Annotated in this window: 18 protein-coding genes and 2 pseudogenes; 12 read left to right on the forward strand and 8 right to left on the reverse strand. The window is 69.2% G+C overall.

Annotation, left to right across the window (positions count from 1 at the left end; genetic code table 11):
- Window positions 1-612: 612 nt before the first annotated feature.
- From DQW85_RS04375 to DQW85_RS04415, 8 genes and pseudogenes are all read left to right on the forward strand, one after another.
- Window positions 613-1,326, forward strand: a complete 714-nt coding sequence (locus DQW85_RS04375) for a TetR/AcrR family transcriptional regulator C-terminal domain-containing protein (protein WP_113699129.1) — start codon at window positions 613-615, stop codon at window positions 1,324-1,326.
- A gap of 119 nt (window positions 1,327-1,445) precedes the next feature.
- Window positions 1,446-2,792, forward strand: a complete 1,347-nt coding sequence (locus DQW85_RS04380) for an MFS transporter (RefSeq protein WP_113699130.1) — start codon at window positions 1,446-1,448, stop codon at window positions 2,790-2,792.
- Complete coding sequence (locus DQW85_RS04385) at window positions 2,789-3,805, forward strand: phosphotriesterase family protein (protein WP_113699131.1); 1,017 nt, start codon at window positions 2,789-2,791, stop codon at window positions 3,803-3,805. The genes DQW85_RS04380 and DQW85_RS04385 overlap by 4 nt, the downstream gene beginning before the upstream one ends.
- 119 nt (window positions 3,806-3,924) lie before the next feature.
- Entirely contained in the window at window positions 3,925-5,433 is a 1,509-nt protein-coding gene (locus DQW85_RS04390) for an aminotransferase class III-fold pyridoxal phosphate-dependent enzyme (RefSeq protein WP_275888168.1), read from the forward strand.
- Window positions 5,430-6,698 (forward strand): aspartate aminotransferase family protein, encoded by a 1,269-nt coding sequence (locus DQW85_RS04395; protein WP_113699132.1) that lies wholly within the window; start codon window positions 5,430-5,432, stop codon window positions 6,696-6,698. The genes DQW85_RS04390 and DQW85_RS04395 overlap by 4 nt, the downstream gene beginning before the upstream one ends.
- Before the next feature lie 338 nt (window positions 6,699-7,036).
- A complete protein-coding gene (locus DQW85_RS45650) occupies window positions 7,037-7,273 on the forward strand; it encodes a hypothetical protein (protein ID WP_205314874.1) in 237 nt (78 codons plus the stop codon).
- Window positions 7,270-9,252, forward strand: coding sequence for an acetoacetate--CoA ligase (locus DQW85_RS04405; RefSeq protein ID WP_113699133.1), 1,983 nt, complete (start codon window positions 7,270-7,272; stop codon window positions 9,250-9,252). The genes DQW85_RS45650 and DQW85_RS04405 overlap by 4 nt, the downstream gene beginning before the upstream one ends.
- A gap of 335 nt (window positions 9,253-9,587) precedes the next feature.
- Window positions 9,588-9,965 (forward strand): annotated as a pseudogene (locus DQW85_RS04415) (4-hydroxyphenyl-beta-ketoacyl-CoA hydrolase); the annotation flags it as partial.
- Window positions 9,966-10,520: 555 nt separating this feature from the next.
- Here DQW85_RS04415 and DQW85_RS04420 read toward each other — a convergent pair.
- Both DQW85_RS04420 and DQW85_RS04425 read right to left on the reverse strand, forming a co-directional pair.
- Window positions 10,521-10,955: a hypothetical protein gene (locus DQW85_RS04420; protein ID WP_113699135.1), complete on the reverse strand. Its 435-nt coding sequence runs from the start codon at window positions 10,953-10,955 to the stop codon at window positions 10,521-10,523.
- The gene (locus tag DQW85_RS04425) at window positions 10,952-11,209 is read right to left on the reverse strand and encodes a CopG family transcriptional regulator (protein ID WP_240196916.1); all 258 of its coding nucleotides are present in this window, start codon (window positions 11,207-11,209) and stop codon (window positions 10,952-10,954) included. Before DQW85_RS04425 ends, DQW85_RS04420 begins: the two co-directional genes overlap by 4 nt.
- Before the next feature lie 238 nt (window positions 11,210-11,447).
- Here DQW85_RS04425 and DQW85_RS44130 point away from each other — a divergent pair, with 238 nt between their 5' ends.
- Both DQW85_RS44130 and DQW85_RS04430 read left to right on the forward strand, forming a co-directional pair.
- On the forward strand, window positions 11,448-11,594 hold the full coding sequence (locus tag DQW85_RS44130) for a hypothetical protein (protein ID WP_162794721.1): 147 nt from the start codon (window positions 11,448-11,450) through the stop codon (window positions 11,592-11,594).
- 248 nt (window positions 11,595-11,842) lie between these two features.
- Entirely contained in the window at window positions 11,843-12,235 is a 393-nt protein-coding gene (locus DQW85_RS04430; RefSeq protein ID WP_113699137.1) for a LecA/PA-IL family lectin, read from the forward strand.
- A gap of 217 nt (window positions 12,236-12,452) precedes the next feature.
- Here DQW85_RS04430 and DQW85_RS04435 read toward each other — a convergent pair whose 3' ends face one another.
- Complete coding sequence (locus DQW85_RS04435; protein ID WP_113699138.1) at window positions 12,453-13,700, reverse strand: helix-turn-helix transcriptional regulator; 1,248 nt, start codon at window positions 13,698-13,700, stop codon at window positions 12,453-12,455.
- A gap of 57 nt (window positions 13,701-13,757) precedes the next feature.
- On the opposite strand from DQW85_RS04435, the gene DQW85_RS04440 reads away from it, so the two are divergent.
- Window positions 13,758-14,123, forward strand: a complete 366-nt coding sequence (locus tag DQW85_RS04440) for a hypothetical protein (RefSeq protein WP_162794722.1) — start codon at window positions 13,758-13,760, stop codon at window positions 14,121-14,123.
- Window positions 14,124-14,635: 512 nt separating this feature from the next.
- Here the strand turns inward: DQW85_RS04440 and nrfD are convergent.
- Window positions 14,636-15,619 (reverse strand): NrfD/PsrC family molybdoenzyme membrane anchor subunit, encoded by a 984-nt coding sequence (nrfD, locus tag DQW85_RS04450; protein WP_240196917.1) that lies wholly within the window; start codon window positions 15,617-15,619, stop codon window positions 14,636-14,638.
- Window positions 15,616-16,413 carry a 4Fe-4S dicluster domain-containing protein gene (locus DQW85_RS04455; protein WP_113699142.1) on the reverse strand — a complete coding sequence of 266 codons (798 nt, stop codon included), beginning with the start codon at window positions 16,411-16,413 and terminating at the stop codon, window positions 15,616-15,618. Before DQW85_RS04455 ends, nrfD begins: the two co-directional genes overlap by 4 nt.
- A 176-nt stretch (window positions 16,414-16,589) precedes the next feature.
- Between DQW85_RS04455 and DQW85_RS04460 the strand changes: the two genes are divergently transcribed.
- Window positions 16,590-17,774, forward strand: coding sequence for an RNA-guided endonuclease InsQ/TnpB family protein (locus DQW85_RS04460; protein WP_240196918.1), 1,185 nt, complete (start codon window positions 16,590-16,592; stop codon window positions 17,772-17,774).
- Between the two features lie 16 nt (window positions 17,775-17,790).
- Here the strand turns inward: DQW85_RS04460 and fdh are convergent, their stop codons facing one another.
- From fdh to DQW85_RS04475, 3 genes and pseudogenes are all read right to left on the reverse strand, one after another.
- Window positions 17,791-20,982 (reverse strand): formate dehydrogenase, encoded by a 3,192-nt coding sequence (gene fdh / locus DQW85_RS04465; protein ID WP_113699144.1) that lies wholly within the window; start codon window positions 20,980-20,982, stop codon window positions 17,791-17,793.
- A 91-nt stretch (window positions 20,983-21,073) separates the two neighbouring features.
- Window positions 21,074-22,909 (reverse strand): ATP-binding cassette domain-containing protein, encoded by a 1,836-nt coding sequence (locus DQW85_RS04470; RefSeq protein WP_113699145.1) that lies wholly within the window; start codon window positions 22,907-22,909, stop codon window positions 21,074-21,076.
- Window positions 22,906-23,293, reverse strand: a pseudogene (locus tag DQW85_RS04475) (hypothetical protein); the annotation flags it as partial. The gene DQW85_RS04470 and the pseudogene DQW85_RS04475, both read right to left, overlap by 4 nt.

Raw genomic sequence — 23,293 nt, forward strand, 5'->3', positions numbered from 1 at the left:
TCGCCACCACTCCATAACCAGTGGACGGGCCAGCTCATACCGACCCACCCACCAAGATCTTCAGGACACTCCTAGGGCCACGTTCAGCTCGCAACTCGCCAGAACTCCAGCCAGTACCCGTTGCCGCTACTGTCCTCGACAGCACCTGCTAACGTGTCGTCACGAACTTCGATAGTCCAAAATCTCGCGGCCTGGTCCAAGTTCCACCTGACACCGTGGACTCTCCTCTAGAGTGCCCTGCACCCAGACGCGTCCAAGCCCCGGCCGTCCTTCCTTACGCCCCCGGGTTGCCCAATCCACGGGATCACATAGTTCATCAACGTTAGACCCCGAACCGGAACTGGACCCACCAATGATCAAGAACCCCACAAGCCGGGCACTCAAGCTGACCGGGCAGCCGTAGGCGGTTGAACATCCCCATGCGCGACATGCTCACACGATCAAGGTCGTATCCGAAAGCCGTAAGCCTCCGGCAGTAGTGCTTCCGCTCCGCAGTGATCGCCAAGGATTGTGCGCGAGCGCTACCGACGCCCTCCTTCGTCGAGACTCCGGCTGAATGTGCTCGTCCTAATCTGAAAGCATTGCCTGACCAACGAGAGCACGGGAGGGCCGATGACTGCCGGCGACAGGGCGAGTCGTGGGGCGCGACAGGCTTCTCGTGATCCGCTGTCGCGGGAGCAGATCATCGACGCCGCCCTGGCATTCGTCGACGAGCGTGGACTGGACGCGCTGACGATGCGGGCGCTCGCCCAGGAACTGGGTGTTTATCCCACGGCCCTGTACTGGCACGTCGGCACGAAGGCACAGCTTCTGAGCGCGGTCTCTGCACGAATCTTCGAAGAGGTCGCGCTTCCCGGCGCGGGCGAGCTCCCGTGGGATGCCTGGCTGGCCATGATGGCCCGTCAGTGCCGGGCGGCGATACACCGGCACCCCAACCTCGCTCCGATCGTCGGCTCACACCTGGTGGTGACCACGACGGCGATTCCGCTCGTGGAACGGGTGATCGTCGTGCTGGAGGGCGCGGGCCTCGCAGGGGAGGAACTGCTCCACGTCTACAACTCCTTGATCGGCTTCGTGCTCGGGTGGGTCACGCTCGAGCTGTCTATCGAGCCCGCAGACGCGGAAGAAGGCTGGAAGGACGACTTCGCCCGGCAGCTGCGCTCCCTCGACGAGGTGGCATTCCCCGCGTTGACCCGCAACATGTCGCTGATGGCCAACAACGCGTTCATGACGCGATGGGACTCTGGACGGGCCAAGCCGATGGATCGCAGCTTTGATGCGGCACTCGACCTGCTCGTGCGAGGAGTGCGCGCCTCATTGCGATAGCGCCCACACCCGAGCAGGGGTGAACTTAACGCCACACTCTTGACTCTTGTCCCACGTACAGGAGATTCTCTTGTCCCATGTACAGGAGGCGCTTCTGCGCCGCACCCCCTGGAGGTACCATGGGCGCTTCGATCCCATCCCCCGATGCTGCGTCGCCGGCCGCCACGAAGGCCCATGCCTCTGTCAAGCGGCGGGTCCTGATCTCGAGCTTCGTCGGCAGCCTCGTCGAGTGGTACGACTTCCTGCTGTACGGCACGGCCTCCGCGCTCGTCTTCAACGTGCTGTTCTTCCCCGAGATCAGCCCGGCGGCCGGCACTGTCGCGTCGTTCGGGACTCTGGCCGTCGGGTACGGCGCGCGCCCGCTGGGTGGGCTCCTCTTCGGCCACTTCGGCGACCGCCTCGGCAGGAAACGCATGCTCGTCGCGAGCATCCTGTTGATGGGGGCTGCCAGCATCTTGATCGGGCTGCTGCCGACCTACGCTCAGATCGGCATCTGGGCGCCGATCCTGCTGGTCGTCCTCCGCCTCCTACAGGGCTTCGCGGTAGGGGGCGAGTGGGGCGGCGCCGTACTCATGACCCTGGAGCACTCCGGCCGCGCCCGCCGCGGTCTGTGGAGCAGCGTCGCGCAGATGGGCGCCCCCGCCGGGCTCCTCCTGTCGACGTTCGTCTTCTCCCTGATCTCGGCGTTGCCGGAGAGCGACTTCCTGTCCTGGGGCTGGCGCGTGCCGTTCCTCGCGACCGTGGTTCTGATCGGCATCGGGCTGTGGATCCGGCTTGGCGTGGAGGAGAGCCCCGTCTTCCAGGCCGAGATTGAGCAGCGCTCGCCGGGCAGAGCCCGGCTCCCGATCCTGGAGCTGCTCCGCACGCAGCCGCGCAACGTCGTGCTCGCCGCGCTCATCGCCTTCGGGCCGTTCGCGGCGAACTCGATTCTGATCACCTTCCTGATCGCCTACTCGACCCAGGTGGGATACGAACGGTCCACCGCGCTGGACGGCCTGATGATCGCGTCCGCGATGTCGCTGGTCTGCTTGCCGCTGTTTGCGGCGCTGTCGGACCGGGTAGGCAGGCGGCCGGTGTACATCACCGGCGCCCTCCTGCTCGGCGCCAACTCGTTCCTCCTCTTCGCGCTGGTCAACACCGGATCGACGCCGCTGTTCCTGGTGGGTTACGCGCTTGCTCTCGGCGTGCACGCCCTGATGTACGGCCCGATGGGTGCGTTTCTCGCTGAGCTGTTTGGTACCGGCACCCGCTATACGGGCGCGTCGCTGGGTTACCAGGTCGCCTCGGTACTTGGCGGTGGGCTCGCCCCGCTCATCGCGGGCAGCTTGCTGGCCGCAGGCGGGGGAGCGCCACATTCGCTGTACGTATCGGTGTTCATGGCGGGCACGTGCCTGGTGACGGCCGTCGCCGCCTACCTGACTCGCGAGACCTACCGGTCCGACCTCACGGAGGTGACCGCCCCATGAGCGTGGTACAAACCGTGCTCGGCCCGGTCGAGCCCGAGCAATTGGGGCACGTCCAGATGCACGAGCACCTGCTGTGCGACCTCACGGCATACCTGCCCGATGAGGGCACCGCCGACGAGATCACCCTGGCCAGTTACTTCGAGGCTCGGGTGGACCGGCGTAACCGGCGCGACCTGTGCCTGGACGAGGTCGAGACCGCCATCAGCGAACTGGCTCTCTACCGGGCTTCGGGCGGCGGCACGCTGGTGGAGGCCACCTCGGTGGGGCTGGGCCGGGATCCGGTCGCGGTGCAGGAGATCGCCGAGCAGTCAGGTGTCAACGTCGTGATGGGCAGCGGCTACTACGTCGCCGCCTTTCACCCGCCTGAGCTGGCGGAGATGCCGGAGGACGCGATCGCCGAGGAGATCATCCATGACATCCGTCACGGCGTCGGGGACACCGGGATCCGCGCCGGTGTCATCGGCGAGATCGGGCTGTCCTGGCCACCACACCCCGAAGAGGTGAAAGTGCTGCGCGCGGCGGCCGCCGCGCAGGCCGAGACGGGTGCCGCGCTGTTGGTCCACCCGGGTCGGCACCACGCGGCGCCCGCGCACCATCTGCGGTGCGTGATCGAGGCCGGCGGCGACGTGACGCGCACGATCATGTCGCACGTCGATCGCACCCTGTCCGACCTGGACGGCCTGCAGGAACTGGCCGACACCGGCTGCGTGCTGGAGTTCGACCTGTTCGGCACGGAATCCAGCTACTACCCCCCGGACCCCAGCGTCGACCTGCCGAACGACGGCATGCGGGTGGCCTACATCAAGGCCCTCGTCGCCGCCGGCCACGGCGACAGCGTCGTCATCGCCGAGGATGTCTGCCGTAAGACCCAGCTGACCCGGTACGGCGGCGAGGGATACGCGCATATTCTCCGGCGGGTTCTCCCGCTGATGCTGGCACGGGGCATCCCGCCACACGTGATTCGGCAGATCACCAAGGCCACGCCTGCACGCCTACTCACCCTGGCCGACTAGGAGCCCATGTCGATGACAGTTGTCGCAACCGCTCTCGGCGAGGTCCGCGTGAACGAGCTGGGTGTCGTCCTGCCGCACGAGCATCTCTTCATCAATCGGTTGCGCGAGCCTTTGTCGGCATCGACACGATCAACGCGGCTCACTCCGGCGAGCTCGCGCGACGGGTCGAGATGGTGATGGATCTGGTTCGGGAGGGCTACATCGACCAGATCCTGCTGTCCCACGACGTCTGCCTGGCCTCCCAGCACACCGCGTACGGGGGCGGCGGCTACACATTCCTGCGCATGGTGAACCGGAGTACTGAAATGCAGCCAGCCGGCAGCCGGCTGATCAAGTTCGACTTCGAAGAAGAGCTGCCGACCGTGAGCCACGGTCGCGGGGTTTTTCTCTACGACACCGAGGGCCGACGCTATCTGGACGGCTGCTCCGGCGCCGTCACGGCCAACCTCGGGCACGCGGATCCCGAAGTGCTGCGGGTGATGACCGGACAGGCGGCCAAGGTCAGCTTCGTCCATCGAGGCACCTTCTTCAGCGAGCAGGCCGAGCGGCTGGCCGACCGGCTCGGCGAGCTGACCGGATACCCCTACGTGTTTCTCTGCAACAGCGGATCCGAGGCGGTAGAGGTGGCGATCAAGCTCGTCATGCAGTACTGGCGGGAGCAGGGCCAGATGGAGCGATTCCGGTTCTTCTCCCATGCGGTCGGCTATCACGGCAGCACGCTGGGCGGTCTCTCCTTGTCCGGCCACCCCCTCCGGCGCTGGGTCGCCGAGCCGCTGCTCCACCAGTTCAACACCCTCATCCCGCCCTACGGCTACCGCTACGCGGATGGCAGGGACGACGCCGCGTTCGCCGCCCATCTCGTCGAGCAAGCCGCGATACAGCTTTACCAGGACGGCCCCGTGAACGCGGGCGTGCTGATCGAGTCGGTCGGCGGCGCCGCGGGCGGCGCGATCACGCCACCTGACGGCTACCTCGTCGGCCTCGCCCAGGTGTGCCGCTCCCGGGGCCTGCCGCTGGTAACCGATGAAGTGATGACCGGGATGGGCCGCACGGGCCGCATGCTCGCGGCTCAGCACTGGGATGTCCGTCCCGACCTGGTAGTGCTCGGAAAGGGGCTGGGAGCCGGCTACACATCCATCTCGGCGGTCCTGGTCAGCCAGGAGGTGATCGACGTGATAGCCGCCGGCACCGGCGCCGTCACCAATGGGCACACCTACGGCGGCAACCCGCTGTCCTGCGCGGTCGGGCTGGCGGTGCTGGACGCGATCGAGTCGCGCGATCTGGTCACGGCTGCGGCGGTTCGCGGGCACCGCCTGCGCGCGGGGCTGGAGGAGCTCGCGACCCGTCACGAGATCATCGGCGAGGTCCGCGGCCTTGGCCTGCTTCAAGGCCTGGAACTCGTGACCGATCGGGACACGAAGAGACCCGGAGATCCCCTTGGATCGCTGACCACCGCGCTGGTCGCGACCGCCCGCGAACACGGGCTGTTGATCTACCCGGCGACCGGTGGGGTCAACGATGCCGTCCTGATCGCTCCACCGCTCACGACCAGCCCCGTGGAACTCGATCTGCTGCTCGAACTGCTCGACCATTCGCTGGACGCGATGAGGAAGCGAATCACCCCATGACCTCGCTGGATGCGACGAACGCTGGTCAACTGCAACATCTGCTCCGCGAATACCGCGAGCGAACCCCAGGCTCCGAGACGGCCTTCCGGCGTGCCCTGCGCGTGCTACCCGGCGGGGAGACCCGGGCTGTCACCACTTATCCGCCCTACCCCGTGGCCATCGCGCGTGGTCGTGGATCGAGGCTGATCGACGTCGACGGCCACGAGTACCTTGACCTGGTCAACAACTACACCTCGCTGATCCACGGTAACGCGTACCCGCCGGTCTCGGCGGCAGTAACAGCCGTACTGGAAGATGGGCTGGTCTTTCCCAGCCCGCACGATCGCCAGCTCGAACTCGCCGAGTTGCTGGTCGGCCGCGTTCCCTCGGTGGAACGCGTGCGATTCACCAACTCCGGTACCGAGGCGTCCGTGCTCGCCGCCCGCATCGCCCAGCGCGCCACCGGCCGGTCGCAGCTCCTGATGTTCGACGGCGGCTACCACGGCAGCGCCCCGCCTCTGCTCGCCAAAGACCCGGCCGTGATCGCCGTGCCGTACAACGACATCGACGCCGTGCAGGTTGCGCTCACCGGCGAGGTCGCCGCTGTCTTCGCTGAGCCGTTCCTCGGCGCCGGGGGTGTCGTGCCCGCCGCACCGGGTTTTCTCCACGAGGTGCAGGAGCTGGCCCGCTCCCGGGGCGCCCTGTTCGTGCTGGACGAGGTGCAGGCGCTGCGCAACGGCATCGGAGGGGAACAGGGAAGGCTGAGCCTCACTCCCGACCTCACAATCCTGGGTAAGATCATCGGAGGCGGGTTGCCGATCGGCGCGGTCGGCGGGCGCGCGGACCTCCTTCTGCTCACCGCATCGACGACGCGTGGCCACCTCATGCATTCAGGCACGTTCAATGGCCATCTCGCGGCCGCCGCGGCCGGAGCCGTCACCCTGCACCACCTCGACGCCACCGATATCGAACGACTCGACCGCGCGGGCGGCTTTCTGGCGGAGCGGATCATCCAGGCCGCCACGCGGGCTGGTCTTCCCATGTCCGTGACCCGGGCCGGATCAATCTTGAATGTGCACTTCACCTCGTCGGCCCCGACCAACGCCGCTGATGTGCGCGCAGCCGCCGGCCCGCTCCTACCGGCATTGCACCTCGCCCTGCTCCTCCAAGGTGTCTACACGACCCCGCGCGGCATGATCAGCCTTTCCACTGTTACGAGCGATGAGGAAGTCGAAGCCGCAGCGGTGGCGTATGAGAATGCCTTCAACCGCCTCAACGCTCGATGATCACCGAAGCGCCACCCGCACGGTTTCCGGCGGCACCGTGGACATGATCAGAACCGAAGAGCCGCCTCCTCGCCCGGACCCGCCACGTTGTCGGCGCCGGCCGACCGCGGCGCGCCTCCACCCGGGCCTTGCGATCAGTCACCCGACCGACCGGTACGGGCTGACCACCGCAACCGTCGTGCCGCTGCAGGCACTGCCCCACGGACACGGCGTCACGGTGGCCGACGAGGATCTGGCCCGCAAGGCCCGACATCGGCGTACCGCGCGACTGAGACGCCATCGCGCACGGTTGACCGCGTCTTTGAGTGAGCCTTCAGAACCCGAGGAGAGCCTCCGCCATGACTAGACCGACCTCGTCCGCCGCTATCGTGACCGGCGCCGCGGTGATAGCTGCGCAACAGGGAAGGCGCACGCGGTCAACGACGCCTCCACCACCGGCTGATCGCTCCGCGCTGCCACGGATCGCCGAGGCCGATCCCGCCGAGGGCTACCTGACGGAGTCGTGGATGGCGGCCATCGTCACCGGCAGCACCGAGGCGAAGCAGCAGCGCGCGGTCAAGGTGAAGCGCTCATGACCGGGGCAAAGACGCCGGAGCCGATCCGGCCGCCCGCAGCGAACGTGCGGGAGACCACGGAGATAGGGCGATTCCTGGGCTGGCTGGAACGTGAGCGTGGGCTGCATTTCGACGACTACGACGCGCTGCACCGCTGGTCCGTCGACGATCTGGAAGGATTTTGGTCGGCGGTCTGGGAGTTCTTCCAGGTACGCGCGCACACCCCATTCGAGAGGGTGTTGGGCCGGCGTGAGATGCCTGGAGCGGAGTGGTTCCCCGGGGCGACGCTAAACTACGCCGAGCACGCCGTCGGGCTCCTCGACGCTCCGGATCGGGACGCCGGAGAAGTGGCGCTGCTGGGGTTCTCCCAGACTCGCGAGCCGGTGGAGCTGACCTGGGGGCAGTTGCGCGAGCAGGTGGCCCGCGCCCGGGCAGGGCTGCGAAGGCTCGGCGTCACCAGCGGTGACCGGGTGGTCGCATACTTGCCGAATATCCCGGAGACCCTGGTGGCGTTCCTGGCCACGGCGAGCCTGGGCGCGGTGTGGGCGAGCTGCGCCCCGGAGTTCGGCGCCCGAAGCGTCGTCGACCGCTTCGGTCAGGTCGAGCCGATGGTGCTTCTGACCGTGGCCGGGTACGGCTATGGCGACAAGGAGGTCGACCGTCGCGAGCAGGTGGCGGTGATACGGGCTGGCCTGCCCACCGTGCGGCACGTTGTCCACGTCCCCTATGGCGAGAACCACCTACCCGGCACGGTCGGCTGGGACGAACTACTTGCCGAGCCGGGCGAGCTCGCGTTCGACCCAGTGCCGTTCGCGCACCCGCTGTACGTGCTGTTCTCCTCAGGGACGACCGGAAAGCCGAAGGCGATCGTGCACGCCCACGGCGGAATCCTGCTCGAGCATCTGAAGAACCATGGCCTGAGCTGGGACCTGCGTCCAGGTGACCGGATCCTGTGGTTCTCCACCACCGCGTGGATGATGTGGAACGCGTTGGTATCGGGGCTGCTGGTACGGGCATCGATCGCCATGATCGACGGCAACCCTCTCTACCCGGACCTGCGCTGGCAGTGGCGACTGGCGGCCGAGATAGGTGCCACTCTGATGGGCGCCAGCCCAGGATTCCTGATGGCGTGCCGCTCCGCCGGTGTGCGGCCGGCGGCGGAGTTCGACATGTCGCGGGTCCGCCAGATCGGCGCTGCGGGCAGCCCCCTGCCACCGGAGGGCTATGGGTGGGTCGCCGAGCAGTTTGGACCCGGCGTACTGCTCAATGTGGGCAGCGGCGGCACCGACGTCTGCTCCGCAATCTTACAGGGCAGCCCGCTCCAGCCGGTCTGGGCAGGGGAGATTTCCGGCCCCTGCCTTGGGGTCGACGCACATGCGTTTGACGAGAAGGGTAACGCGGTGGTCGGTGAGCTGGGCGAGTTGGTGATCACCGCCCCGATGCCGTCGATGCCGGTTGGATTCTGGGGCGACCATGACGGGACCCGCTACCGCGACGCCTACTTCGCGCCCTACCCCGGAGTGTGGCGGCACGGCGACTGGGTGCGGATTTCCCCGGTCGGGAGCGTTGAGGTCGCCGGACGGTCCGACGCCACCCTCAACCGCGGCGGAGTCCGGCTCGGTACAGCGGAATTCTACCTGGTCGTGGAGGGCCTCCCAGAGGTCGTCGACAGCCTGGTGGTGCACCTGGAAGACCCGGCGGGCGGCAACGGGGAGTTGCTGTTGTACGTCCAGTTGCACGACGGAGTCGAGCTCGACGACGCGCTGCGCCACCGGATTATCATCGCCCTGCGCACGCAGTTGTCCCCACGGCACATCCCCGACGTGCTCGCGGCCGTACCGATGGTGCCACGCAACCGGACGGGCAAGAAGCTGGAACTGCCGGTCAAGCGGATCCTGCTGGGCGCGGAGCTCGACGACGTCGCCAGCCGCGACGTGCTCGCGGACCCGACGGCGCTCGACGTGTTCGTTGCCCTCGCCGCGGCCCGGGGGCAGCGATGAGCGTGGCCAGTCAGCAGGGTCTTTGTCGTCGGGACCGCCAGTTGGACGGGCCACCTCTGGCTCACGGCCTTGACGTGAGCGCGACCGACCTGTCACCGGGATCAGAGGAGCGGCTGCGCACCGACAGCGCGGCGCGCTGGCCGACTCTCGCGCCGGTCGAGGACGCGTCTCCATCGCAGCTCACGTTCAGCCCGGACTCTGAGCAAGGCCGTCGCGGGCGCGGAATCGACAGAACCGAGCTCGTCGCCCATCGCGACACTGTCCTGACCCCACTGCTCGCCACCAAGGCCCATGCCGAACGTCCCCAACCTGGATCCCCTGAAGAAAGGCAACACATGGATCTCACGGCATTCGACGCCATCGACGTGCACGTGCACGTCGAACAGGACGGCCACGGTTGCTACTCGCTTGATCAGGAGTTGCTCGACGCCTCGGCGAAGTACTTCCGAGCCAACGCCGACCGCCCCCCCACCGTGGCGGCGATCGCCGAGCTCTACCGCGCCCACCGCACCGCCGCGGTGGTGTTCACGGTCGACGCCCCCGCCGGCACCGGGCATCCGCCGCTGTCCAGCGAGGAGATCGCCGAGGCCGCCGCCGAGCATGCCAACGTACTGATCCCGTTCGGTTCGGTCGATCCGCACGCCGGCAAGGCCGCTGTCGCCCGCGCCCGCCGGCTGGTCACCGAGCACGGAGTGCGAGGGTTCAAGTTCCACCTCGGTCGGCCGAACGAGCACCATCAGCCCCAACGTCGACTTGCAAGTGGTCATCGCACCGCCTCAGACTCGCCAGCAGAGGGATGCGTTCGAAGAAGCTCAGCAGGTGTTCCACAATCTGTCCGCTGAAGTTCATGACCTCGCCGACGTATCAGCTGTCACGTCGAAGGCAGCCGAGCTGGCACAATCGCTCCGGTAGCTCTTGGGCTGCGACCTCTGATTTGCCACATCATGCCGATGACCGGATGAGGAGGACGGTGCGTGCCTGGCGAGGTCCTGCTCGACATCGCCGACGAGGTTGGCACCGGCCAAATCACGCTGGTCCATGGCCTCCCACATCGCCAACAGGACTTCTGACAGATTCTGGATGTCCGAGGGCACCGTCGCGCGGCGACTGGAGCCCGGCACTCGCTGCGGCACGCGTTTGGGATGGCGCCGCTCGAGCTCGGGACAGTCCGTTGACGACGCCCGTACGAGATCGCATGTTCCCCTATCGTTCTGCGTCGCGGAGGGATCGCCGAAGTGGAGGGCGCAGCGCGAGGCCGTCGAAGAAGGTCAGACCTTTTTGACGACGATCGAGTTCGGGACCAGCTTCTCCAGGTCGTCCACATCCGAAGTGAAGACGGTGACCTGCCCCTTTTGCTTGCGCGCTATGACAGCGAGCACCGCATCGATCGCGTACCTGTGACCGTGCAACTTGGCATCGGCCAAGAGCCCGCGAGCCTGGCGGGCCTGGCGGGCCTCGTCCTTCCCGAGGTCGGCGACGTTGAGCCGGGAGAGCACCCAGTCCCAGCGTTGCTCGGTAATCCTGCCGTCGTACGCCTCGACCACCGTGAGCGGAGACGTCACCACCTCTGCCTGCCCCCGGGCCGCGAGGTCGAGCCAGGCGATCATCTTCCTGTCGCCCCGCACAGCCAGTGACAAGGCCTCGCAGTCGAGCACGAAGATTCGCAGCGGCGGCTGCCCGTGCTCAGCGCTTCGCTTGCTCACGCAGCGTCTCCTGCGTTGCGCTTTCGGCGGGCGTGGCGGCGCTCGTGCTCGGCGTCGAGATCTTCCAACTCCTCAATGGCTGCCGCGCGCTCGTCGTCGGTGACCGGTCCGTACTCTTCCTCCAGCCAGTTCACCAGCTCCAACAGCCGGTCGCGGTCACGCTTGAAGCGCAACGCCTCGGCGACGTACGCCGACAGGCCCCGCTCTGCCGCCTCCGCGCGGATCTCCTCAAGGAGGTCCTCGGGGATGGTCACCGTGACCTTCTTAGTTGCCATACTTGAGACCATACTCTTGGTATCGGCCTCCTTACCAGCGCTTCAGAGGGTCGTGGCGAACCACCGTGTTCCTACTGTCTGGTCCCGATCGCACCGGTACGTGGAGTCGGGTGAGGGCGAGGGATTCGGCGACGCAGACGGCACCCGCTACGGCCGCTGACCGACGAACTTGTTCAAGAGGCCGAACGGACGCTTGGCGTGAAGCTTCCAGCCACTCGTGCCTTTCCCTGACCTGATGGGCATCGGCCACGACGAGCATGCGACCTCCATCCTCGATACGCCGTACCTGGTGGAGGAGTGGGGCCTGCCCAGCCCGGTTGTCCTCCTCGCGGGCGACGGCCGGGACCTGTGCCCCTCAGGGTGAGCCATTGGTCACCTGGTTCGACGCAGACGAGGAAACCGAGCTGCTCCTCGCTCATGACCTTCGGTGCTTCGTCGAGGGGCTCACACCACCGCCATGATCTTGCCCACGTGGCCATGTACGACCCTCCACCACCCCCAAATGCCACCAAGTCCGTACACATCCTGTCATCGATGCGTTTGACACCGCCACCGTAATGGAACGTACAGTCACAATATGACTACAGAGGGTAGTCAACAGGAGGTGTCGACATGGGGAACTTCAACGTCGTGACGGTGCCGGCGAAGGCCGAGGGCGGGGTGAAGTCCGGCGTGACGGTTCAGCGCGACGAGGTCTTCACCGTCTCCGGGAGCGGGCGGGCAGCCTACAACGGGGGAGACGTAACCTTTCCCGACGGGACACGGTACATCGAGGGCAAGTACTCCGGCGCGTACATGCAGCCGGACGTCGTCCTGAGCGGAGCCCCGGTGGGGATGCTGATCGCCCGGATCGGTTCGGGTCCGTGGCTTGTGGTCGGCTCCTCCCAGACCTTCCGTGCACAGGAGGACGGCGAGGTGATCGTCGCGTTCAACGACCGGCCCGGAATGTACGGTGACAACTCCGGCGAGTACGTCGCGATGATCGAAAACCACGGCAGCATCTAGTAGATGCTCTTGTGCGGTCGGTTCGGGGTGCGGTGTCGGTGTCGGTGTTGCCACCGACCCGTTTCCCTGAGCCGCCGAAGCCCCGTCGCCGCTACGGCGTACGGGGCTTCGCTGTACGGCGGGGCTTGCCATCGCCCGCCACAAATCACGGCTGGTCGGGCTGGCCATTGATGATCGTCAGTCAGCTCGTCACTCCCTCCGGGGCCGTTCTCCCTGCTCACCTCGGTACACGGTGAGCGCCCGTGAGCGCGTCTCGAAGGGTATCCGTGTGCGAGGACTTCCGCTCTTCAAGCAGCTTCTTCACGTCGATGAGTTCGTTGCGAGCGTGGCGGTTCAGCTCGACGGCATCAGCCACGATCGGGAGACTGACCTGTAGGGCCGCAGCGTCATCCCCTGCCTTGGCGTGGGCTTTGGCCAGGCAGGAGCCGTACCAGGCGCGGTCGCGCTTGTACGATTCGGGCAGGCTCGCCAGTCCGGCCGTGAGCAGATCGACGGCCTTGGGCCAGTTGGACAGGTGCAGCTCGGTCATACCGCGCTGGAGGCGGAACCAGGTCTCGTCGTAGAAGTACATCCAGGCCGGTTCGTCGTCGGCGTGGTCGGTAGCCTGGCGGATGAGAGCTTCGGCCTCGTCCAGGAGCGTGCGGGCTGTTCTGGCCTCTCCTGCCAGTGCGTGACCTCGGGCTGCCATCTGGGTGGCCATGCCGCGTACGCCTGGCGTCACCCGGCCGTCGTGCCAGCGGGCGGCCTCGGCGAGCCGTACGGTTCTGCGGGCGTTGCCCGCGCTCCATGCCTGGTGGGCCTTCATGCTGAGCGTGGTGGTGGCCATGTTGACGTCGCCTATCTCCAACGCCCAGTCGTGGGCACGGTCGTACCAGGCGAGCGCAGCGGCCTGGTCGTCGATGTCGAGTGACATCCAGGCGACGAACTGGGCGTACTGGGCCGCCAGATCGGCCACGCTGTCGGCGATGGTGCCGCGCGCGCTCTGGGCCAGCTCGACCACGATGCCGAGCTGCTGGCGTACGACACCGAGCAACGGCCGCGAGCCAATGGTGTCCTCGACTTTGCGGTGCTCGGCCAGACAGGTGACCAGCCAGTCCACAGTGCCTTGATCGATCCGGCGCGGGTCCTCGAGGGTGCGGGTTATGCGGTCGCAGAGATCGGCGTCCGGGGCGACGGTATGGAGGGGCAGGGCGGGGATGGGCAGGTGGGGGCGCTCTTCGAGGTCGAACAGCTCTGCCTCGGTGGTGTTGAGGGCGCGTGCATATAGGAGGCGATAGCGCTCGCTGGGGTAATGCTCGCCGTGTTCCCAGCCTCTGATGGTCCGCGTCAGGTCTGCCACGCTGGGGAGAGGGTCGTCCGCCACGTCCTTGAGCTTTCGGGCCATGTCCGCCACCGTGTCGACCTTGGCTTTGCGCTCGGCGCGTAGCCGTTCCGCCCACGCGGCGGGTGTTCCTGGGGCGCCCATCGTTCACCTCGGATATCGCGGATACGGCCGTGTCCCGTGCTATCTCGTATTGTCATCGTGCCCGGTGAATACGGGGCCGCTTTGCTTGAGGTGATGAATCCTTCACGAGTTCCGACGAACACCGACGCGGCCGTTTGTGCGATGCGGCGCCTGCGTGCGGAGCTGGGCCATCTCGGGATACAGGCCGATCTTCACCATGGACATGGCGTGGCGCTGGTCAGCGTTGGGGCGGAACTGGTCGTCTGGTCGGACGGTTTCCGCCTCCTGTGGTGGGGTGGCGGCACCTCTGAGGTAACTGGGTACAGAAGATATGTCGTCCGCTCGGTGAGCAACCCGGCGGCCACCGCTAGACGGATCGCGTTGCGGTACGCCGAGTTGCAGGACGATCAACCGCTACCGGAACTCGTGGCGGAGATGTCGTGACCACCGTGTCCGAGTGCCTGAGTCCGCACATACCGACGGCTCAGCGTGATCATGTACCGCTCGTGTGGCTGCCACCACGCGCGGCCCTGGCTCGCGTCCGCGTCGTGGCATGGACGTGTGTATGTCGGGCGGCGTTCTACGAGCTGTGCGAAGGCGGCGGGCAGGCATTCATCCGCCGTACCGTCCAGGCCGAAGCGGGCAACGTGGTACACGAGACCTACCGAAGCTCGGTGACCGAGGCCCATGAGATCTGGAGGGCGTGGCCTCCTCCTCATCCCTGCCTCCTCGACCTGGCCTGCGCGCTCGTGTGGCAAGAACTCGCCGTGCGGTACTCGGCGCACGCCCGGGGGTGCAGGGGGCCGGGAGGCCCCCGCCTGGGGGTGTGGGGGGCTCGGCCCCCCACTCGGCGCAGCCCGAGTCGCGTCGCGCGTAGCGCGTCTCTTGCGAGGACCATGCTTTTGGGGCCTTAGCTTTTGGGGCCTTGCTTTTGGGGCCTTGCGAGGATCCCGCTTTCAGGAGGTTGCGTCGAGGCGCTGGCGTTGGGGTACGACCGTGTACTTCGGGTCGGCGGCTGAGGCGCGGCCGGCGGCGAGGAGGCCGAAGCGGGTGCACAGGGAGCCGGCCGTGAGGGCGAGGCCGGACAGGGCTGTGAGGGTGCGGCTTCGGCCGGCGACCGGGGCGAGCAGGCCGCCGCCCAGCGTGAGGATGCGGGCCGCGCGCATGAAGCGTCCCGCCCGCCCCTCCCGGTACGGCTCGCCGACGAAACCCAGCCGGTGTTCCATGACCGCGCCCGAGATCGTCTCCATGGCCGCCCCGAGCGCCGCCACCGTGCGGGCGGGTCCGGCGTCGGCCCGGGGCGTTCCCAGCATGGCGACCGCCCCGGCGGCGGCCAGGGCGCTCCCGGCGAACAGGAGCGGCAGTTCCCGGTACGCCTCGTGCCAGGCGGGCACAGCAGTGTCGGCGACCAGGACGGCGGTGTAGGTGGCGGTGAGGGGGCCGGTCAACCCGGTGGCGAGGGCCGCCGCGTCGCCCAGGCGCGGCAGTATCCCGGTGAGCTCGGAGGACGCGGCGGCGGCCGACAGCCCGCCATGGGTGGCCAGGATCCACGAGCCGACGCTCATCGGCGAGGTGGGTTTGAAGACGCGCAGCATGTTGAGGAAGCGTTCGGGCCGGCCCAGCTCGGTGGCGAGGAGGCCGACGCCGGTGGCCGCGCCGAGGGCGGCGGCGATCCTGGCGGTGCGGGCCAGCCTGGCGTGGCCCGTGAGCCTGGCCACGACCGCCATCGTCGATGAGGCTCCGGACATGCCGCCTAGATAGAGGTATGTCGGCATGTTGGGTTCGTGCCAGACCGGGGGCTTGATGACGGGACGGCCATAGTACGAGCGGAACTCGGCCTCGGGCACCATCTCCTGCTCCCGGCCCGCCACCGTACGAGCCCGGCCCGCCGCCGTACGGGTCCCCCCCTCCGCGATCCCACGCGCGTCCTCGCTCCTCACGACGCCGATCCCCTCCCCCTCGACCCCAGGAACGCGACCGCCACCGCACCGGCCAGTGACACGGCCGCCGCCCCCGCCCAGCGCCACATGGCGGGCAGGTCACGGGTGGTCGCCACGGGGTCGGGTGGCAGGCCGTACACCTCGGGCTCGTCCAGCAGCAGGAAGAACGCACCGGCCCCGCCCACCCCGTCGTCCGGGTTCTCGCCGTACAGCCGGGCCTCGTCGTGCCCGTCGGCGTGCAGCCGGGCCAGCCGGTCCTCGGCCCGCTCGCGGAGCTCGTCGAGCGGCCCGAACTGGATCGAGTCGGTCGGGCACGCCTTGGCGCACGCGGGTTCGAGCCCGCCGCGCTGCCGGTCGTAGCACATCGTGCACTTCCATGCCCGCCCGTCGTCCTCCCGGCGGTCGATGACGCCGAACGGGCAGGCGGGCACGCAGTAGCCGCAGCCGTTGCAGATGTCCGGCTGCACGACCACCGTGCCGAACTCGGTCCGGAACAGCGCGCCGGTCGGGCAGACGTCCAGGCAGGCGGCGTTCGTGCAGTGCTTGCACACGTCCGACGACATGAGCCACCGGTCCACCCCGTCATCACCGTGAACGGACACCTCATGCGCCTGTTCGATGAAGGCCACGTGCCGCCAGGTGCTCGCCCCCAGCATGCCGGTGTTGTCGTACGAGGTCGCCTCGAACACGAACCCGTCGTCGGGCAGCTGGTTCCACTCCTTGCAGGCCACCTCGCACGCCTTGCAGCCGATGCAGACGCTGCTGTCGGTGAAGAAGCCCATCCGTTCAGCCATCAGATTCTCCCGAGGGGACCGTCGCCTTCAGGCGTCGGGGGAGTCGGGAGTGGGAGGGCCGCCAAAGCCCGAGCGTGCGGTGACCTGTCAGATCCGCGCATCAGAGTCTCCTTCCGGGTTTTGTCGGTACCGGCCGATAGCATTTGATCAGTCCGGTCGGGGTAGAGGAGGTGGGCGTGCGCAGGTCGTTCAAGTTCCTGCTGCGTCCTACCGCCGGCCAGGTGGCGGCGCTCGCGGCGTGCCTGGATGACCACCGCGACCTGTACAACGCCGCTCTTGAACACCGTCGTACGGCCTACCGCAAGGCAGGTGTGACGGTCCGGTACGGCGAGCAGTCGGGCGAGTTGAAGCACATCCGCGCCGACGACCCCGACGGGCAGGGCCGGTGGTCGTTCTCCTCCCAGCAGGCCACGCTGCGCAGGCTGGACAAGGCCTTCCGCGCGTTCTTCTCGCGGGTCAAGACCGGGAGCAAGGCGGGCTTGCCGCGGTTCAAGGGCCGGGGCTGGTTCGACACGGTCGAGTGGCCCAAGGACGGCGACGGCTGCCGGTGGGACTGTCAGCCCGAGCACCCGGCCGCGACATTCGTCCGCCTTCAGGGCATCGGGCATGTGCGGGTGCACCGGCACCGGCGGTTCCTGGGAACCGTGAAGACGATCAGCGTCAAGCGGGAAGGCTCCCGCTGGTTCGTGGTCCTGTCCTGCGATGACGTGCCCGCCGGGCAGTTGCCCGGCACAGGCGCCGCGGTCGGCTTGGACATGGGTGTCGCCTCGCTGGTGGTCACCAGCGACGGCGTGCACGTCGCCAACCCGCGTCACCTGGCCGCGGCCGCCGCCCGGCTGGCGGCCGCGCAGCGGGATCTTGCCCGTAAGAGGCGCGGGTCCAGGCGCCGCCGTACGGCTGTGGCCCGGGTCGCGGCGCTGCACGCGAAGGTGCGGCGAGGTCGACTCGACGCGGCGCACAAGGCCGCGCTGGCGCTGGTGCGCGACTACGACGTGATCGTGCACGAGAACCTGCAGATCGCGAACATGACCCGGTCGGCATCCGGCACGATCGACGCTCCTGGTAGGAACGTCGCCCAAAAGTCCGGCCTCAACCGAAGCATCCTGGACGCGGGTTGGGGGGTGTTCCTGCAGGTCCTCGCGCACAAGGCTGAAAGCGCCGGTCGAGAGCTGATCGCAGTCGATCCCCGCAACACCTCCCGCACGTGCGCCCGCTGCGGGCACTGCGCCAAGGAGAACCGCGTCACCCAAGCCGAGTTCGCCTGTCAGGCGTGCGGGCACACCGCGCACGCCGACATCAACGCGGCAACCAACATCCTCAGGGCAGGGCTTGCCCTTCGCCGGGCTGCGGAAGCGGCTTAGCGAGAAGCCGCTTCCTTCATGAGGCGGAGGAGTCACGGCGGTACATCTCCAGTAGGTCGAGCGCGGCGCGGCCCCTCGGCCGCCTGCCGGGGCGCACGTCGCACGTCATGGCCTTGCCCTCCTGGATGTAGACGTTCGGGTCCAGCACCAGCGGCAGCAGGTCGTTGGTCACGTCGCCGGTCACCAGGCCGCCTCCGCCCCACCCCCAGTGGTACGGCAGCCCGACCTGGTGGATCACCCTTCCCTGGACGCGCAGCGGCCGTACGCGGGCGGTGACCAGCACCCTGGCCTCCAGCACGGCGCGGGTGGTCACGATCGTGGCCCAGCCGCCGTTGGCCAGCCCCAGCTCGGCGGCCAGCCGCGGTGAGACCTCGCAGAACAGCTCGGGCTGCAGCTCGGCGAGGTAGGCGAGTGGGCGGCTCATGGCGCCGGCCGTGTGGTGTTCGGTCAGCCGGTACGTGGTCAGCACGTACGGGAAGCGTGGCGACTCCGGCGGGTTGTACGGGCTCTCCGGGCGGTCGTAGGTGCGCCGGGCGGGGTTGGCCTGCCGGCCGTACAGGGGATTGCGGATCGGCGACTCGTGCGGCTCGTAGTGGGCGGGCAGCGGGCCGTCGGCGAGCCCGGCGGGCACGTACAGCCAGCCCTTGCCGTCGGACTGCATGATGAACGGGTCGGTGCCGGAGAGCGCGGCCTCGGCCCGCGCCGCGTCGGGTGGCCGGTAGTCCGGTGGCTTGGTGCGCTCGAAGTCGGGCACGTCGAGCCCGGTCCACTCGCCGAGTTCGGCGTCCCACCAGACGTACGCCTTGCGCTCGCTCCACGGGCGGCCCTCGGGGTCGGCGGAGGCCCGGTTGTAGAGGATCCGCCGGTTGGCCGGCCAGGCCCAGCCCCATTCGGGTGCCACGTGGGTCTGCTCCCGTCCCGGCCGGCGGCGGGCGGCGTGGTTGACCTCGTCGGCGTAGACCCCGCAGTAGATCCAGCAGCCGCAGCGCGTGGACCCGTCGGGCCGGAGCTGGGTGGACGACGACAGCGCGCGCCCGTCCGGGCCGACCCCGTTGATCTCGCGGAGCACGGCGGCCGCCGAGGGCTCGCGGTGCTCGCCGTGCTCCGGGTAGTCCCACGTCAGGTCGCGCAGCGGCCGGTCCGTCTCGTCGCCGGTCAGCCGCTGCCTGATCAGCTTGCCGAGGTGGTAGTAGAACCACAGGTCGCTGCGGCAGTCGCCGGGCGGGTCGAGCGCCTTCTCACGCCATTGCAGCAGGCGCTGCGTGTTGGTGAACGTGCCCTCCTTCTCCACGTGGCTCGCGGCGGGCAGGAAGAACACCTCGGTGCCGATGTCCTCGGTACGCTGCTCCCCGGTCGCCAGCTCCGGACCGTCCTGCCAGAACGTGGCGGTCTCCACCAGCGTCATGTCGCGCACGACCAGCCAGTCGAGGTTGGCCAGGCCGAGGCGCTGCGCCCGGCCTCCGGAGGAGCCCACGGCGGGGTTCTCCCCGATCACGAAGTAGCCCTTGACCGTGCCGTCGATCTGGCCCATCACGGTCGTGTAGTGGCTGTGGTCGCCGGTGAGGCGGGGCAGGTAGCCGAAGCAGTAGTCGTTCGCCTCGGTGGCCGCGTCGCCCCACCAGGCCTTGAGCAGGCTCACGAGGTAGGAGCTCCGGTGGCCCCAGAACCCGGTGTCGCCCCCCTCCAGCTCCAGGTACTGGCCCAGATCGCGGTGCCGGTGCGCGTTCGGCATGGCGAGGTAGCCCGGCAGGATGTTGAACAGCGTCGGGATGTCGGTCGAGCCCTGGATGCTGGCGTGCCCGCGCAGCGCCAGGATGCCGCCGCCGGGCCGCCCCATGTTCCCGAGGAGGAGCTGGAGGATGGAGGCCGTGCGGATGTACTGGGCGCCCACGGTGTGCTGGGTCCAGCCGACGGAGTAGACCCACGCGGTGGTGCGCTCCCGGCCGGAGTTCGCGGTGATCGCCTCGGCCAGGTCGGCGAAGTCCGCCCGCGAGATGCCGCACAGCCGCTCGACCAGCTCCGGGGTGTAGCGGGCGAAGTGCCGTTTGAGGATCTGGTACACGCAGCGCGGGTGGGTCAGCGTCGGGTCCGTCCGCGGGCGCGGGTGCGCGGCGGCGCCGCCCGCCCCGTACCTGTCGGGCCCCGCGGCCAGGGTGTGGTGCAGGCCGCCCTCCACGTGCTCGCCGGTGGGCTGATCCCCCGTGCCCTCGTACGCCCAGCTCCTCGGGTCGTAACTGCGCGTCTCCGGGTCGAAACCGGAGAACAGGCCGTCGAGGTCCTCGGTGTCGCGGAAGTCCTCGGACACGAGGGTCGCCGCGTTGGTGTACGCCAGCACGTACTCGCGGAAGTCCAGCCCGCCCTCGAGCACGTGATTGATCAGCGCCCCGAGCAGCACGATGTCGCTGCCCGCGCGGATCGGCAGGTGCCGGTCGGCCAGGGCGCTGGTCCGGGTGAAGCGCGGGTCCACGTGGAACACCCTCGCGCCCCGTTCCTTGGCCTCGACCACCCACTGGAACCCCACCGGGTGGCATTCGGCCATGTTGGAGCCCTGGATGACGATGCAGTCCGCGCCTGCCAGGTCCTGCTGGAAGGTGGTCGCGCCGCCACGGCCGAAGCTGGTCCCCAGACCGGGGACGGTGGAGGAGTGTCAAATGCGCGCCTGGTTCTCCACCTGGATCGCGCCGAGGGCGGTGTAGAGCTTCTTCATCAGGTAGTTCTCTTCGTCGTCGAGCGTCGCTCCGCCCAGGCCGGCGATGCCCAGGGTACGGCGCACGACCATGCCGTCGTGGGTCTGCTGCCAGGTCTCGCGCCGGGTGCGCACCACCCGCTCGGCGATCATGTCCATGGCGGTGTCGAGGTCGAGCCGCTCCCAGGCGGTGCCGTACGGCCTGCGGTACAGCACCTGGGTCTGGCGGCCTGGATGGGTGACGAGCTGCTTGCTCGCCGAGCCCTTGGGGCACAGCCGGCCGCGTGAGATCGGCGAGTCGGGGTCGCCCTCGATCTGGGTGACCCTGCCGTCCTTGACGTAGACGAGCTGGCCGCAACCGACCGCGCAGTAGGGGCAGATCGACCGGGCTACCTTGTCGGCCGCCTCGGTGCGGGGGCGCAGCGCGTCGGTGCGGGCGGAGCGCGCGGCATCGCTCCGGCCGTCCTGTCCCTTGAGCTGCCGGATCACCGGCCAGCGGGCGAGCCATCCCCCACGTGACACAACGCGAGACCTGCCCGCATTCGCCGGATCTAATCAAGCGGAGTCCGGGCCTGATCAAGCTCCGGGCTGATCAAGCGGATTCCGGGCCTGATCAAGCGGATTCCGAGCCGGACGCGACCGCGTCCGCCCGCTCCTCCGCCTCGACGGCGAGCTCCTCGTGCCACAGCCGCCGCATCTCCGGGCAGCTCTCCAACAGCTCGCCGAGCGGCCCGCACCCGGCGACCCGGCCGCGGTCGAGCACGATCACCTGATCCGCCCGTTCCAGCGCCGCCTGCCGGTGCGACACCACCAGGAGCGTCCCCGGGCCGCTTCCGTCGCGGGCGGCGCCGGCGATCCGCTCCCACAGCGACCGCTCGGTCTCGACGTCCAGCGCGGACGACAGGTCGTCCACGACCAGCACGTCAGGGTCCCGCACCAGCGCCCGCGCGGCGGTCGCCCGCTGCGCCTGGCCGCCCGAGAGCCGCACCCCGCGCGAGCCGACGACCGTGCCGAGCCCGTCCGGCATGGCGGCCAGGTCGTCCTCCAGCGCCGCCAGCCCCACCGCACGGCCGAGACGGTCGTCGGCGGGCAGGCCGAGGAGCAGGTTCTCGCGCAGCGACGCCGAGAACAGCCGGGGCACCTGCGCCGCGTACGCGGCCCGGCCAGGCACCAGGAACGTCCCCGGGTCGCCGACCCGCCGGCCGTTCCAGGAGATCGTCCCCGCGTCCAGCGGCAGCAGGCCCAGCAGCGCCCGGACCAGCGTCGTCTTGCCCGAACCGACCGCGCCGGTGATCACCGTGAACGAGCCCCGCCTCAGCGTCAGGTCCACCTCCCGCACGCCGCGCCCGGTCCCGCCGTGGCGCACGGTGAGCCCGCGCGCCTCCAGGACCTCCAGCCGGTCCCCGCGTTCGCGAGGCACGGCCCCGGCCGGTGGCGGCTGCCGGTGGAACCCGACGCCGGTGTCGCGCGAAAGGTGGTCGGCGCCCTCGCGGGCGGCCATCATGCCGGTGAGCCGCTCGGTCGCGACCGCGGCCTGCGGCAGGCGGGAGAGGATCACGCCGATGGTCCGCGGCAGCGCCGTCAGCCAGCCGACGTAGCTGGTGAACAGCGCGAGATCGCCCACCGTGAACTCGCCTCGGCGCATCGCCGGCGCGGCGAGCAGCAGGACGAGACCGATGCTGATCTCCACGGTCGCGCCGGTCGCGGTGTCCAGCAGGTCGGTCGCCAGCCGGTCCTTGACGGCGGCGTCGCGCCGCCGGCGGTTGTGCGCGCGCAGGCGCTCCAGCGCCGCGCCCTCCGCACCGGCCGTCTTGAGCGCCGGCACGCCCGCGAAGATCTCGCCGATGTACGCCGTGACGGCCGCGCCGAGCACCCGGGCGCGCCGGTGCAGCCGCCGGATCCGCTCCCTCATGAAGCGGCTCAGCACCCCGGCGGCCACCATCGGCACGACCAGCACCAGGGTGATGACGGGGTCGATCGAGGCCATGACGGCCACGGCGGCCCCGCCGAAGAGCACCCCGCCGGCCAGCGGGACCGACTCGTCGGTGAAGTTCACCAGGTCGCTCACGTCGTCGCGGAGGCGCGCGACGGACTCGCCCGGCGAGTGCGGCAGCCGGGACGCGGCGGCCCCGCGAGCGGTCAGCACCGAGCGCAGCACGTTGGCCCGCAGCAGGGTGGCCGCGGCGCACCACCAGTAGACGCCGTACGTCCACGCGGTGACCAGCACCAGCCCGCGCACCACCTCCACGCCCACGAACGCCGCGCACAGCCACAGCGCCTGGGCCGGCCCTGCGGCGCGCTGCCCGCTGATCTGGTCGAAGAGCTCCCGCAGCACCAGCCCGCTCGCGAGCGGGATGACGCTGACGGGCATCCACAGCAGCGCGCCGATCAGGTAGCGCCGCAGGTCGAACCGGATGAGCCGGGCGACCACCAGCCAGACGGGCCTCATCGGCGCACCCCCGCCAGGTCCAGCATCCGCGCGAACCGGCTGCCCGGGTCGGCGACGAGGTCCTCGCGACGGCCGTACTCGACCACCCTGCCGCCGGCGATCACCGCGACCTTGTCCACCCGCGCCAGCGACGAGAGCCGGTGCGCGATGATCACGCCGGTGCGGCCGGCGAGCAGCCTGTCCACGCTCCGCTCGACGAGCCGCTCGGTGGCCGGATCGAGCCTGCTGGACGCCTCGTCCAGCACGACGAGCCCGGGGTCGGCGAGCAGCGCCCGCGCGAACGCGAGCAACTGCGCCTCACCCGCCGACACGCCGCCTGCCGTCCCCGGTGACCCGCCGCCTGCCGTCCCGCCGCCTGGCGCAGCCTCGCCCGCGGACGGGCCG

It is taken from the genome of Nonomuraea lactucae (assembly GCF_003313395.1).
In the GTDB taxonomy this organism is placed as follows: domain Bacteria; phylum Actinomycetota; class Actinomycetes; order Streptosporangiales; family Streptosporangiaceae; genus Nonomuraea; species Nonomuraea lactucae.

What these genes read in the sequence shown, in the direction of transcription:
- DQW85_RS04375 (WP_113699129.1), top strand. Translation starts at nt 613, where the DNA reads ATGACTGCCGGCGACAGGGCGAGTCGTGGGGCGCGACAGGCTTCTCGT.
- DQW85_RS04380 (WP_113699130.1), top strand. Translation starts at nt 1,446, where the DNA reads ATGGGCGCTTCGATCCCATCCCCCGATGCTGCGTCGCCGGCCGCCACG.
- DQW85_RS04385 (WP_113699131.1), top strand. Translation starts at nt 2,789, where the DNA reads ATGAGCGTGGTACAAACCGTGCTCGGCCCGGTCGAGCCCGAGCAATTG.
- DQW85_RS04395 (WP_113699132.1), top strand. Translation starts at nt 5,430, where the DNA reads ATGACCTCGCTGGATGCGACGAACGCTGGTCAACTGCAACATCTGCTC.
- DQW85_RS45650 (WP_205314874.1), top strand. Translation starts at nt 7,037, where the DNA reads ATGACTAGACCGACCTCGTCCGCCGCTATCGTGACCGGCGCCGCGGTG.
- DQW85_RS04405 (WP_113699133.1), top strand. Translation starts at nt 7,270, where the DNA reads ATGACCGGGGCAAAGACGCCGGAGCCGATCCGGCCGCCCGCAGCGAAC.
- DQW85_RS04430 (WP_113699137.1), top strand. Translation starts at nt 11,843, where the DNA reads ATGGGGAACTTCAACGTCGTGACGGTGCCGGCGAAGGCCGAGGGCGGG.
- DQW85_RS04435 (WP_113699138.1), bottom strand. Translation starts at nt 13,700, where the DNA reads ATGGGCGCCCCAGGAACACCCGCCGCGTGGGCGGAACGGCTACGCGCC.
- DQW85_RS04455 (WP_113699142.1), bottom strand. Translation starts at nt 16,413, where the DNA reads ATGGCTGAACGGATGGGCTTCTTCACCGACAGCAGCGTCTGCATCGGC.
- DQW85_RS04470 (WP_113699145.1), bottom strand. Translation starts at nt 22,909, where the DNA reads ATGAGGCCCGTCTGGCTGGTGGTCGCCCGGCTCATCCGGTTCGACCTG.